Origin of the sequence: Amycolatopsis sp. lyj-109 (genome assembly GCF_046548995.1) — a bacterium.
Taxonomy (GTDB): domain Bacteria; phylum Actinomycetota; class Actinomycetes; order Mycobacteriales; family Pseudonocardiaceae; genus Amycolatopsis.
Genome location: NZ_JAJPWR010000058.1, coordinates 1 through 12,080 on the forward strand (window position 1 = coordinate 1; position 12,080 = coordinate 12,080).

10 protein-coding genes are annotated in these 12,080 nt (G+C 71.8%); 7 read left to right on the top strand and 3 right to left on the bottom strand.

Annotated features, from left to right (window positions below; translation table 11 throughout):
* The first annotated feature begins 246 nt into the window (after positions 1 to 246).
* The 4 genes from ACLJQF_RS48700 to ACLJQF_RS48715 all read left to right on the top strand — a co-directional run bounded on the left by ACLJQF_RS48700 (position 247) and on the right by ACLJQF_RS48715 (position 3,433).
* Positions 247 to 525, top strand: a complete 279-nt coding sequence (locus ACLJQF_RS48700) for a helix-turn-helix domain-containing protein (RefSeq protein ID WP_410617487.1) — start codon at positions 247 to 249, stop codon at positions 523 to 525.
* 106 nt (positions 526 to 631) lie between these two features.
* Positions 632 to 1,609: a LacI family DNA-binding transcriptional regulator gene (locus ACLJQF_RS48705; protein ID WP_410617488.1), complete on the top strand. Its 978-nt coding sequence runs from the start codon at positions 632 to 634 to the stop codon at positions 1,607 to 1,609.
* Between the two features lie 534 nt (positions 1,610 to 2,143).
* Positions 2,144 to 2,725 carry a DNA-binding protein gene (locus tag ACLJQF_RS48710; RefSeq protein WP_410617490.1) on the top strand — a complete coding sequence of 194 codons (582 nt, stop codon included), beginning with the start codon at positions 2,144 to 2,146 and terminating at the stop codon, positions 2,723 to 2,725.
* A 51-nt stretch (positions 2,726 to 2,776) separates the two neighbouring features.
* On the top strand, positions 2,777 to 3,433 hold the full coding sequence (locus ACLJQF_RS48715; protein WP_410617492.1) for an RES family NAD+ phosphorylase: 657 nt from the start codon (positions 2,777 to 2,779) through the stop codon (positions 3,431 to 3,433).
* On the opposite strand, the gene ACLJQF_RS48720 is transcribed toward ACLJQF_RS48715, so the two are convergent.
* From ACLJQF_RS48720 to ACLJQF_RS48730, 3 genes are read right to left on the bottom strand one after another with little or no spacing between them, the layout of a single operon-like run.
* Positions 3,415 to 4,047: an HAD family hydrolase gene (locus ACLJQF_RS48720; RefSeq protein WP_410617494.1), complete on the bottom strand. Its 633-nt coding sequence runs from the start codon at positions 4,045 to 4,047 to the stop codon at positions 3,415 to 3,417. The genes ACLJQF_RS48715 and ACLJQF_RS48720 overlap by 19 nt on opposite strands.
* Entirely contained in the window at positions 4,047 to 5,993 is a 1,947-nt protein-coding gene (locus ACLJQF_RS48725; RefSeq protein ID WP_410617496.1) for a S9 family peptidase, read from the bottom strand. The genes ACLJQF_RS48720 and ACLJQF_RS48725 overlap by 1 nt, the downstream gene beginning before the upstream one ends.
* 50 nt (positions 5,994 to 6,043) lie before the next feature.
* A complete protein-coding gene (locus ACLJQF_RS48730) occupies positions 6,044 to 7,006 on the bottom strand; it encodes a TerC family protein (protein ID WP_410617497.1) in 963 nt (320 codons plus the stop codon).
* A gap of 306 nt (positions 7,007 to 7,312) precedes the next feature.
* On the opposite strand from ACLJQF_RS48730, the gene ACLJQF_RS48735 reads away from it, so the two are divergent.
* The 3 genes from ACLJQF_RS48735 (at position 7,313) to ACLJQF_RS48745 (ending at position 11,973) form a co-directional block, all read left to right on the top strand.
* Positions 7,313 to 10,180 (top strand): alpha/beta fold hydrolase, encoded by a 2,868-nt coding sequence (locus ACLJQF_RS48735; protein WP_410617499.1) that lies wholly within the window; start codon positions 7,313 to 7,315, stop codon positions 10,178 to 10,180.
* A gap of 31 nt (positions 10,181 to 10,211) precedes the next feature.
* Positions 10,212 to 11,138, top strand: a complete 927-nt coding sequence (locus ACLJQF_RS48740) for an ABC transporter permease (protein ID WP_410617500.1) — start codon at positions 10,212 to 10,214, stop codon at positions 11,136 to 11,138.
* Positions 11,139 to 11,232: 94 nt separating this feature from the next.
* A complete protein-coding gene (locus tag ACLJQF_RS48745) occupies positions 11,233 to 11,973 on the top strand; it encodes an enoyl-CoA hydratase/isomerase family protein (RefSeq protein ID WP_410617501.1) in 741 nt (246 codons plus the stop codon).
* The last annotated feature ends 107 nt before the right edge of the window (positions 11,974 to 12,080 follow it).

A 12,080-nucleotide genomic window follows, 5' to 3' on the forward strand; every position in this document is an offset into this window, starting at 1 on the left:
GCCCGGCTCAACGACCGTCCCCGCAAGACTCTGAACTGGCTTACCCCGCAGGAAAAGATCAACATGCTACTGTCCGATGTAGAGCATGTTGCAACAACCACATGAATCCACCCCGCCTTGGGTGCGTGAGACGCAACCAAGGCCGCCTTGGGGCGCTTGACCCGAGCCGCTGTCAACGAACCTCGGACGCAGGAAACTGGCGCAAACCCGGCGGAACTCGTGGTCGCGCAGGTCGAGGACCCCGTCTTGTCCGGCGCCGTGAGCGAGCGGCGGCCGCGGCGCCGGTTCGTCCACGCCGTCGGGTACGGGCCGGCCACCTACCTCCGGGTCAGCCGGTTCCAGCGGGCCGTCGCGCTGGCTCCGCGCGTCGGCGGGCCGGCCGCGCTGGCCGCCGCCGCGGGGTATGCCGATCAAGCGCACCTCGGCCGGGACTGCCGGGCGCTGACCGGCCTCACGCCGCGCCACTTCTTCCGCGCACTCTCCACTGTGGACGTTGCGGTGCGTGATCGACTCCGTTCGGCGTAACCCCTGCGGTCAACCGGAAGTGGCTGTTCACCCAAAAAGGTAAGCGGACGGTAAACGACTACCAAGAGCGCTATCCTCCCCCTCGACGAGTGATCAGGGAGGGCGTGTGGCCACCATCAGCGACGTCGCGGCGAGAGCCGGCGTCTCCACGGCGACCGTGTCGCGCGCGCTCAACGGCAAGTCCACTGTGGACCCCGCGCTGGCCGCGCGGGTCCAGGAGGCCGCCGCCGAGCTGGGCTACCACCCGAACGGGTTGGCCCGGAACCTCCGCCGTCAGGAGACCGCCGTGCTCGCGCTGATCATCTCCGATGTCGAGAACCCGTTCTTCACCGCCATCGCGCGGGGCGTCGAGGATCTCGCGCAGCGGTCCGGGTACTCGGTCGTGCTGTGCAACTCCGACGAGAACGAGGACAAGGAGCGGCGCTACATCGAGGTCGCGCTGCAGGAGCGCGTCGCCGGCGTGGTGCTGTCGCCCACCGGCCGGTCGACGAACGTCGAGGGCCTCCACCGCCAGGGCACGCCGCTGGTGGCGGTGGACCGGCCACTGCAGGCGGCGGAGGGCGACCAGGTTCTGGTCGACACCCGCCACGCGGCCGCCGAAGCCACCCGGCACCTGCTCGCCGGCGGGTACCGGCGCGTCGGCTGCCTGACCGGACCCCCGGGGGTCCGCACGGCCGAAGACCGCCTGGCGGGGTACGCGGACGTCGTCGGCGAAGAGAACGTCCTGTTCCGGCGGGCGGAATACCGCGCCCAGGGCGCCCGGCTGGCCGCACTGGAACTGCTGGACGAACCCTCCCCGCCGGACGCGCTCCTGGTCGCGAACAGCACGATGGCGATCGGGGTGCTGGAGGCCCTGTCGGCCCGCGGCCTGCGCCCGGGCCGCGACGTGGGCATCGTGTCGTTCGACGACGCACCTTGGACGACGCTGATCGACCCGCCCCTGACGGTGGTCGCCCAACCGGCGTACGAAGTCGGCAGGGTGGCCGCACAGCTCCTGCTGGCCCGCATTTCGGACAGCACCCGCGACGCAACGACGACGACGCTCGAAGCCCGCCTGATCGTGCGGAAGAGCTCCCGCCGCTGACGCCGGAGGAGCACCCGCCCCGCCCCAAGCGCCCCAAGGTGGCCTTGGTTGCGTCAGACGCACCCAAGGCGGCCTTCGGTGCGTCTGACGCACCGAAGGCCGCCTTGGGGCGCTCGGGCCCTGCTCGGCTTGGCAAGCGTCAACGAACGGGAATCGGCCGGCGTGCCGAGAGAGTCGGCGCACGTGCCGGAAGGCCGGGGACCGAGCGACGTGCCTGAGGGGCCGGCTCGTGCCGGGCCCCCCAGGCACGCCCCACCCCCTGTGTCCCCCACGGCCGGCGCCGGAACGCCGGGTCCTGTGAGCACGGAGCGGAAATCGTTTACTCATTCGGAACGTAGATCCACGGGCAACCAGTGTCAAGCCGAACCGGGGCTGGACAACCGCCGCCGATCCAGGGAAACTGACCGGAAGTTGACTACTCAACGTGTTGAATGATGTGCCCTGAGTGTCGATCTCTGGTGAATTCACGCACAGACAGGGCAAGAAAGCGCACGAACCCGCACATCCGCGCTGTTTCGGGTTAACCTGAGCCACATGTCTGTAGCGCTGGAGAACATCCTCGCCAAGGCGGGCCTGAAGGTCGACGCGAATGAGTTCCTCACTCTCGTCGAAGACGCCGCGCGCAGACTGTCCCCACCGAATCCGGATCCCTCGCACTACTTCTCGGCCGACCAGCGCGCCGCGCTGACCGACGTCGGCCTGGACCTCTCGCCGAGGCGGGAGGACGAACCCGACTTCAGGGCGCGCACCGTCGCCGCCCATGCCGTGCTCGCCGAAGGGGCGCTCAGCGTCAACGAAGCAGCCAAGACGCTCGGGGTCGACGACAGCCGGATCCGGCACCGCCTCAAGGAAGGGCGGCTGACCGGCTGGAAAGACGGCGGGTGGCGGCTCCCCGCGTGGCAGTTCGCCGGCTCGGGTGTGCTGCCCGGCCTGGAAGTCGTGCTGAAGGCGCTGCCCGAAGACCAGCCCGCGCTCGTCGTCGCCGCCTTCATGAGCACTCCGCAGGACGATCTCGTCATCAACGACCAGGCCGCGACGCCACGCCAATGGCTTCTCTCCGGTGGTGACCCGGACCACGTCGCCCGCCTCATCGCCACGCTCGGCACGCCGCTCTAGGCTGGACTCTCCCGAGCAAGATCACCGACAAGGACGGACCACCCCCGACCCATGGCCCGGCTCCCGCTGCCGCCCGCCCGATCCGTCCTGGTCCGGCAGCTGAACCGCGCCGAAGACGTGGTTACGGTCCAGCCCGCGACCAGGCTCGTACGGATCTTCACCGCGCACGGCAACCACCCCCAGCAGTGGAACTCGTTCCGCTACACCGGCCCGCTCCCGCACGGCCGCTTCGACCAGCAGCCGCCCGGCCGCGGCGGCGCACCGGTCACCGATCCCGCCAACGGCGTCCTGTACTTCGGCCTCACCGTGCGCACCTCGGTCGCCGAGGTCTTCCAGACCAGCTCGACCGTCGACCGCCGCACGCGCGGTCCGCGGCTGGTCGTCGTCCGTCCGACGCGCACCCTGCGCCTGCTCGACCTGACCGGCCTCTGGCCGACCCGGGTGGGCGCGTCGCAGGAGATGTCCAGCGGGCCGAAGAAGCTGACGCAGGCGTGGGCCCGCGCGATCCGCGGCGCGTTCAGCGACTTCGACGGCCTCTGGTACCGCTCGTCGATGGACTCCGGCGACCCCGCGATCTGCCTGTGGGACCCGCCGGCCGGCGCCGCGCTCCCGATCGCGCCGGACGTGCTGCTGCCGCTGGACCACCCCGGCCTGGACGTCCCGCTGGGCCGGGTCTGCGAAGAGCTGAACTACACGCTGCTGAACTGAGTCGCCAGCACCGGGATGACCGCCCGCAGGTCCGGACCGTCGACGACATCGGTCGCGACGACGCGGGCGGCCGGGGTCGCATTGAAGGCGATGCTCGTCCCGACGGCGGCGAAGAGCGGCAGGTCCGACCGGCTGTCCCCGACCGCGGCACACCGCTCCGGCGCGAAACCCTGGGCCAGTGCGAAGTCCCGCTTGCCGTACTCGTCCAGGTGCTCGGCGACCGCGCCGGTGTAGCGCCCGCCGACAGCTTCGGGCACCGGCCCGCAGTACGCCGCGAACCCGAACCGCCCGGCGAGCATGCGCCCCACCGGCGTCCACGCGAGCGTGGTCAGGATCGGGCGCAGGTCGTGGTCGCGGCACCACGCCACCGTCTCGGCGATCCCGTCGACCAGCGGCAACGTCGCCAGCCGGGCCAGGACCTCCGCCTCGGTGTGCCCCGCCCAGCCGCGGGCGTCGATGATCGACGCCTCCTGGTTGGTCATCGAGCCCGCGACGTAGGCCGCTTCGGCCGCGACGAGCTCGGCCTCATGGCCCAGCGCCGCGGCCACCCACGCGCACGAACTCGTCCCGGGGACGAGGGTGCCGTCGACGTCGAAGCAGACCAGCCCCCGCATCACAGGTGCCGCGACCACCACTCGAGGACCGCTTCGAACCGCTGGACGCGGTGCCGGGGCCGGCCCGACCGGCTCAGCTCGTGGCCTTCGCCGGGGAACACGAGCAGCTCCGCCGCGACGCCCGCCCGGCGCAAGGCCACGAACATCCGCTCGGCCTGCTCCAGCGGGCACCGCCAGTCCTGCTCCGAGTGCACGACCGCGAACGGGATCTTGACCTGCGCCGCGTACGTCAGCGGTGACCGGGCACGCTGCTCTTCCGGCGAGGAGCCGATGTAGGCGTCGACGAAGAAGTAACCGATGTCGGAGCTGCCGAGCATCGAGTCCCACGCGTTGACCGCGCGCTCGCTCCACGCCGCCTTGAACCGTTCGCCGTGGTGGGCGGCCAGCCAGCTCGTCATGAACCCGCCGTACGACCCGCCCATGATGCCGACGCGGGAGGCGTCCAGGTCCGGGCGTTCGAGCGCCTTGTCGAGCAGTGCCAGGACGTCGTCGACGTCGACCGTGCCGAAGCCGTGGGTGATCGCGTGGCCGTGCGTCTGCCCGTACCCCGCCGACCCGCGCGGGTTGCCGACGACCACCGCGTAACCCGCCGACGCGTACACCTGCGCCTCGTCGAACACCGCCCACTCCTGCTGGGTGAACGGGCCGCCGTGCACCACGCGCAGTACCGGGTGCGGGCCCTCGCCCTCGGGCAGCACCAGCCAGCCGTGCACCGGGTAGCCGTCCGGGGCGGTGGTCTCCAGCTCGATCATCGGCCGGATGCCGTTGTCCCGCAACGGCTTCGCGTAGTCGGTCAGCACCCGCGGTCCCTCCTCGCCCAGCAGCACGACCTCGCCCGCGGTCGACGGCGTGGCGATCACCGCCACCAGCACCGAGCCGTCCAGCGTGAACGACCGGACCGCGGCCTGGTCCGCGTGGACCACCGCGAGGTCGGCCAGCGGGGCATCGACGGCGTCCATGGAGACCGCGCGCAGTTCCACCGCGCCGCGGTGGCGGACGGCCACGACGACGTCGTCCCCGCGCGGAGCCGGCGGGCCCGCCGTGGCCTCGCAGTCCACCGTCTCGGCGTCGGTGAGCCGCCGCGCCTTCACCGGGCCGGCGCCGAACTCGGGCATCGCCGTGTAGAGGCCGGTGGGCGCGGCCTCGTGGTGCTCCTCGAAAGACTGTCCGAAGTAGAACAGCGAGCCGTCGGCGCCGAACACCGGCCGCTCCGAGTACCCCTCGCAGCGCACGACGACCTCGGGCTCGCCGCCCTCGGCGGGAATCGCGCAGATGTCGCGGAAGTCGCTTTCGGCCGCTCCCCAGTCCGGCGGCGCGGTGAAGACCACGCGGGTGCCGTCCGGCGTCCAGGCCGGGTGGGCCGCGTCGAACCCGTCGCCGGTCAGCGGCTCGAGCTCCCCGGGTTCGAGGTCCGCGACGGCGTCGACGACGAACAGCCGCTGCATGCGGTCGCGCAGGAAGCCGACGTCGTCGATCCGGTAGTCCATCCGCGTGATGTGGCGCGGGGCCTCGGCGGCCGGCTCCGGCGTCTCGCCGTCGGCGTCCGGCGTGCCGTAGCGGCCGGGCTCGGGTACGCGGGCGGTGAACGCGATCCGCCGCGAATCCGGCGCCCACACCGGTTCGCCGGCCCCGAGGTGCAGTGCCGTCAGCCGGCGGGCTTCCCCGCCGTCCGACGGCATCACGTGCAGCTGCGGGCTGCCGCCGGCACCCTTGCCCTCCCCCGCGCGGAGGAACGCCACCCAGCGTCCGTCCGGGGAGATCGCCGGGGCCGAATCGCGCGGACCGTGGGTCCACGCGGCCTCGCCGCCGCCGAGCGACACGCGCCGGACCGCGCCGTGCGTGGCGTTCGCTCGGAGGTCCGGTCTCTTCACCGCCGTGAGCAGCAGGTTCCCGCGCAGGGCGGGACGGCCGGGGACGACGAGGTCTTCGATGTCGGCAGGACGCACGTCCCGACCGTACCCGATTCCTTAGCGATGCGAACGAGTTTTGCGGGGACTCACGCGGCGACCTCCTTGCGCTCGTCGCGCCGGGCCTTCGCCAGGCTGGCCACCGTGGTCACGGTGAGCACGACGACGATCACGCCGAGGGAGACCCAGTTGTTGATGTCCAGCCAGTCCGGGACGACGTGGTACTCGTGCAGCGCGTGCAGGAACAGCTTCGCGCCGATGAAGGCGAGGATCACCGCCAGGCCGTAGCTGAGGTAGACGAGCTTGGTCACCAGGCCGCCGAGCAGGAAGTACAGCTGACGCAGGCCCATCAGCGCGAACGCGTTGGCGGTGAAGACGAGGAACGCCTCCTGCGTGATGCCGAAGATCGCCGGGATCGAGTCGACGGCGAACAGCAGGTCGGCCGAGCCGATGGCCACGATCACCAGCAGCATCGGGGTGATCATCCGCTTGCCGTCGATCTTCACCGTGTACTTGTGGCCGTGGTAGTCGTCGGTCACCGGGGCGAACCGGCGGACCTGCCGGGTGACGGCGTTCTCGTGGTACTCCTCTTCCTCGCCCTTGCTGCGGATCATGCTGATCGCCGTCCAGATCAGGATGGCCCCGAACAGGAAGAACACCCAGACGAACTGGGCGATCAGCGCGGCGCCGATGGCGATGAACACGCTCCGCATGGCGAGCGCGAGGAGGATGCCGACCAGCAGCACGCGGTGCTGGTGGATGGCGGGCACCTTGAACGAGCCCATGATGATCATGAAGATGAACAGGTTGTCGACGCTCAGCGAGTACTCCGTGATGTACCCGGTGAAGAACTCGACGCCCGGGTCGTGCCCGGCGAAGACCCACACGCCGATGCCGAAGACGATCGCGCACGAGACGTAGAAGATGACCCAGCGAGCCGCTTCCCCCGTGGTCACTTCGTGCGGCTTGCGATCGACGATGACCAGGTCAAGCGCGATCAGCGCGAGCAGGCCACCGATCGTGGCGATCCACAGCCACAGGGGGACAGTCATGGAACTCGAACCTCCGGATAGTGCGCATGAGCAACTAACCGGAGGTCTCTTCCGCCGGTGAAACACCCGGCCGACGGTGCCGGGGGACGCAAGGCCACCGTGCTGACGACACCGCCGCGAAGGAATACTCCCCTCACAGCGGCTCCAGTGTGCAGGTTCCCCCCACCGGAACGCCAGCCGAGATCGCGCACGTCACCAGGTTGGTCGTGTAATTCCGGTCACTTCGGTCCACCAGGTGGTCCGAAACGTGTGATCACTGTGAACCGCGGAGAGCACTCTCAGCAAGACTCAAATACCGTTTTGCTCGTGCCCCGACTCCCGCTCCCGCGCACCCGCCGAGCCCGTCTCACGGCGCTCGGCGCCGTCGTGGCGGTGCTCGCCGCCGCGACCGTCCTCTGGGCGACGCGCGACACGGCCCCGCCTGCCGTGCCCACCCAGGACGCCCTGCTCGACCTGCCTGCCGCCCCCGGCTCGGCCGAGCAGGTCAAGATCGACACGACCACCTACCTGCCCACGACGCTGCCCGCGCCCGCGGTGCTGCTCGCGCACGGCTTCGGCGGGGCCAAGAACAGCGTCGCCGACGACGCCCGCGAGCTGGCGCGGAAGGGCTTCGTCGTGATGACGTGGTCCGCGCGCGGCTTCGGCAAGAGCACCGGCAAGATCGGCCTCAACGCCCCGGACGGTGAGGTCGCCGACGCGAGCCGGCTGATCGACCGGCTCGTCGCGCAGCACCAGGTGACCCTCGACGCCGGTGGCGACCCGAAGGTCGCCGTCACCGGGGCCTCCTACGGCGGCGCGCTGTCGCTGCTGCTGGCCGGCACGGACAAGCGCGTCGACGCGATCGCGCCCGTGATCACCTACAACGACCTCGCCCAGGGCCTGGTCCCGAACGCGGCGAGCCCCGCGGCAACGACCCCCAGCACCCCGTCCGCCGGCGCCTTCGCCCCCGACGGCGTCTTCAAGAAGAGCTGGGCCGGCATCTTCTTCTCGGCCGGTTCGGGCGCCGCGGCGAGCGGCTCGCCGTCCGCCGAGGCGCCCGAGGCCGGGCAGGCGACCGACACCGGATCCACCGGCGCCGCCGGGACCGCCGCCGCGGGGGCCGCTCTGCCCGCCGGGCCACCGGGCGCGGGCGGGCCGCGGAGCGCACCGGCCGACCCCTGTGGCCGGTTCACCGCCGCGGTCTGCCGCGCCTACACCGAACTCGGCACCACCGGGCAGGCGAGCCAGGCGAGCGTCGACCTGCTGCACCGCGTCTCCCCCGCGTCCGTGACGGGCAAGATCACCGTGCCGACGCTGCTGGTGCAGGGCGAAAGCGACACGCTGTTCGGCCTCGACCAGTCCGACGCGAACGCCCGGCAGATCACCGCGGCGGGCGGCAAGGTGAAGACGATCTGGTACACCGGCGGCCACGACGGCGGCAAGCCCGGCCCGCAGCTGCGTGCCAAGATCGGCGACTTCCTCAAGACGGCGCTGGACGGCGGCGACCCGGGCACGGGCTTCAGCTACGACGTCCAGGGCACGTTGCGCGCCAACGGGACGCCGTCGGTCCGCACGGTCAACGCGGCCGCCTACCCCGGGCTGACCGGGCCGGCGACCGAGCGGCGGCTGCTGGCGCTGACCGGGCCGGCCCAGCCGGTGGTGCGCCCGGCCGGGGCGAACCCGTCGGCGGTCAGCGGGATCCCCGGGCTCAACGGCATCGCGAGCAGCACGACGCGGCTCGGCGCGCTGTTCAGCAACGACCCGCCCGGCCAGGCCGCGCAGTTCACCACCGCCGCTTTCGACGGCCAGGTCGTCGTCAGCGGCTCGTCCACCGTGCGGCTGCAGGTCGCCGCGGACCCGGCGCACCCGCAGCCGGACGCGGTGCTGTTCGCGAAGCTCTACGACGTCGGCCAGGACGGCTCGCGGGTGCTGCCGTCCAACGCCATCGCGCCGTTCCGGGTGAGCGGGCTGCCCGCCGACGGCACCCCGGTCGACGTCACCGTGACGCTGCCGGGCATCGTCCGGCCGATCGAGGGCGGGCACTCGCTGCGGCTGGTCGTCGGCACCACCGACCAGGCGTTCGCCGCCCCGGCCGCGCCCGCGGTGTTCCGGATCGGGCTCGCCGGCGGCACCGCGCTGGCCGTGCCGGTCGTGCCGGGGACGTCGGTCGGTTCCCCGGCACCGGTCGGGCAGCTGGTGGGCATCGGCGTGACGCTGGCGATCGGCCTCGCCGCGGTGCTCTTCGCCGCCCTGCGCCGCCGGCGCGCCACCGACGTCGACCCCGAGCTCGCCACCACCCCGCTGGTCATCGAGGGGCTGCGCAAGCAGTACGCGGGCGGGTTCCTGGCGGTGAAGGACCTGTCGTTCCGCGTCGAGCCGGGCCAGGTGCTCGGCCTGCTCGGGCCGAACGGCGCGGGCAAGACGACCACCCTGCGCATGCTGATGGGGCTGATCACGCCGACCGCGGGGCACATCCGCGTGTTCGGGCACAAGATCACCGCGGGCGCGCCGGTGCTCTCGCGCATCGGCTCGTTCGTCGAAGGGTCCGGCTTCCTGCCGCACCTGTCCGGCCGGGCGAACCTCGAGCTGTACTGGGCGGCGACCGGGCGTCCGGCCGAGAAGGCGCACTTCGCGGAGGCGCTGGAGATCGCCGGGCTCGGCAACGCCGTCGACCGGCGAGTGCGGACCTACAGCCAGGGCATGCGGCAGCGGCTGGCGATCGCCCAGGCGATGCTCGGCCTGCCGGAGCTCATGGTGCTCGACGAACCGACCAACGGGCTCGACCCGCCCCAGATCCACCAGATGCGCGAGGTGCTGAAGCGGTACGCCGCGACCGGCCGCACCGTGGTGGTGTCCAGCCACCTGCTGGCCGAGGTCGAGCAGACCTGCACGCACGTCGTGGTGATGCACCGCGGCTCGCTGGTCGCCTCGGGCGAGGTCGGCGAACTGGCCGCGGCGGGCGGCGAGGCGACGTTCCGGGTCGACGACCCGGCGGCGGCCGCGGCGGCGCTCAAGGCACTCAGCGGCGTCACCGACGTCGACGTCGAGGGCGAGCTCGTGCACGCGAACCTCGGCGAGCTGCCGCGGGCCGAAGGCGTCGCCGCGCTGGTCCGCGCCGGCGTCGCGGTGGAGCAGGCCGGGCCCCGGCGCCGGCTGGAAGACGCGTTCCTGCAACTGGTCGGAGAAGAATCGTGACCGCCGACGTACTTCCTCCCGCGGAGGCGAAATGAGCACCGAGGGTGTGCACACCGATCCCCACGCGCTGGACGAGCTGAGCGACGTCGCTTCGGCCGAACACGCGGGCGTCGGGCCGGACGGCGCCGTCGAGGGCTACCGCGCCCGCCGGACGCTGCGGCTCGGCGTCGAGCTGCGGCGTCAGCTGAAGCGGCGGCGGACGCAGTTCCTGCTCGGGTTCGTCGCGCTCCTGCCGTTCATCCTGGTGATCGCGTTCGAGGCGGGGCAGTCGAACCCGAACCGGCGCAGTGGCGGGTTCGTCGACCTGGCCACGGCGTCCGCGCCGAACTTCGTCGTGCTGGCGCTGTTCGTGTCGGGGACGTTCCTGCTGCCGATGATCGTCGCGCTGTTCTTCGGCGACACCATCGCGAGCGAGGCGTCGTGGTCGAGCCTGAAGTACCTGCTGGCCGTGCCGGTGCCACGGCAGCGGGTGCTGCGGCAGAAGGCGATCGTGTCCGGGCTGCTCTCGGCGTTCGCGCTGGTGCTGCTGCCCTTGGTGTCACTCGGCGTCGGGGTGCTCTGGTACGGCGCGGGCGACGCGATCAGCCCGACCGGCGACGCGGTGTCCTTCGGCGACAGCCTGCTCGCCATCGGTCTGTCCACTGTGTACATCATCCTGCAGCTGGCCTGGGTGGCCGGGCTGGCGCTCGCGCTGAGCGTGTCGACCGACGCCCCGCTCGGCGCGGTCGGCGGCGCGGTGCTGGTAGCGATCCTGTCGCAGATCCTCGACCAGATCACCGCGCTGGAGGGGCTCCGGAACTACCTGCCGACGCACTACGCGTTCTCCTGGATGGACCTGATCTCGACGGACGTCGACTGGACCAACCTGGCGAGCGGGATGCTGTCGGCGGTGATCTACGGGACGGTGTTCTTCCTCTACGCCGGGCGGCGGTTCGCTCGAAAAGACATCACCAGCTGAGGCGCCCGCCCGACCGGAGGGGCACTTTCACGTGAAAGTGCCCCTTCTCGTCCGGGACCTGACCGGCTCGCCACCCCCGCGGTACGGTCGGGCGGTGCCGATCACCCTGGACAGCCACCGCGACGTCGCCGTGCTCCGGATCGACCACGGGCGGGGCAACACGCTCGACACCGACTCGTGCCGGGCGCTGGTGCGGCGGCTCGAGGATGCCGAGCAGGCCCGCGCCGTCGTGCTCACCGGGACCGGCGGCATCTTCTGCGCGGGCGTCGACCTCAAACGGCTCGACGAGGGCGGGGCGCCGTACGTGGCGGAGTTCCTGCCGCTGCTGTCCGACGCGCTGCTGGCGGTGTTCGGCTGCCCGCGTCCGGTGGTCGCCGCGCTGAACGGGCACGCCATCGCCGGGGGCGCGGTGCTCGCCGCGGCCTGCGACCACCGGATGCTGGGAGCCGGCCGGATCGGGGTCACCGAGTTGCTCGTGGGACTGCCCTTCCCGTTGGCCGCGCTGGAGATCCTGCGCTGCGCCTACGGGACGACCCGTTTGCCGTCGCTCACCTACCCGGGTGAAACCTGGGGCGGCTCCGAGGCTCTGGCCCGCGGGCTGGCCGACGAGCAGGCACCTCCGGACGAAGTGCTCGAGCGGGCCCTCGCGGTCGCGGCCCGGCTGGGCGACCTGCCCGCCGAGCCGTTCGCCCACACCAAGGCCCAGATCCGGCAGCCCTTCCACGAGCGGATCGCCGAATACCGCCATTCGGACGACCCGCGGGTCGAGCGGCTGTGGCAGTCCGCCGAGGCACTCGCCGCGGTCAAGTCCTATGTGGACCGGGTGCTCCGCTAGTACTGCAGGGACACTTGTGTGCGTGACCTGGGGAAACAAGGTCACCGTTTGCCGTGGCTGGTGGTCGTGAGTGGTAATTCGGGTTCTAACCCGAATTACCACTCACG

Excerpts from the sequence above, each read along its gene's own strand:
- ACLJQF_RS48740 (WP_410617500.1), top strand. The coding sequence starts at position 10,212 with ATGAGCACCGAGGGTGTGCACACCGATCCCCACGCGCTGGACGAGCTG.
- ACLJQF_RS48720 (WP_410617494.1), bottom strand. The coding sequence starts at position 4,047 with ATGCGGGGGCTGGTCTGCTTCGACGTCGACGGCACCCTCGTCCCCGGG.
- ACLJQF_RS48715 (WP_410617492.1), top strand. The coding sequence starts at position 2,777 with ATGGCCCGGCTCCCGCTGCCGCCCGCCCGATCCGTCCTGGTCCGGCAG.
- ACLJQF_RS48710 (WP_410617490.1), top strand. The coding sequence starts at position 2,144 with ATGTCTGTAGCGCTGGAGAACATCCTCGCCAAGGCGGGCCTGAAGGTC.
- ACLJQF_RS48730 (WP_410617497.1), bottom strand. The coding sequence starts at position 7,006 with ATGACTGTCCCCCTGTGGCTGTGGATCGCCACGATCGGTGGCCTGCTC.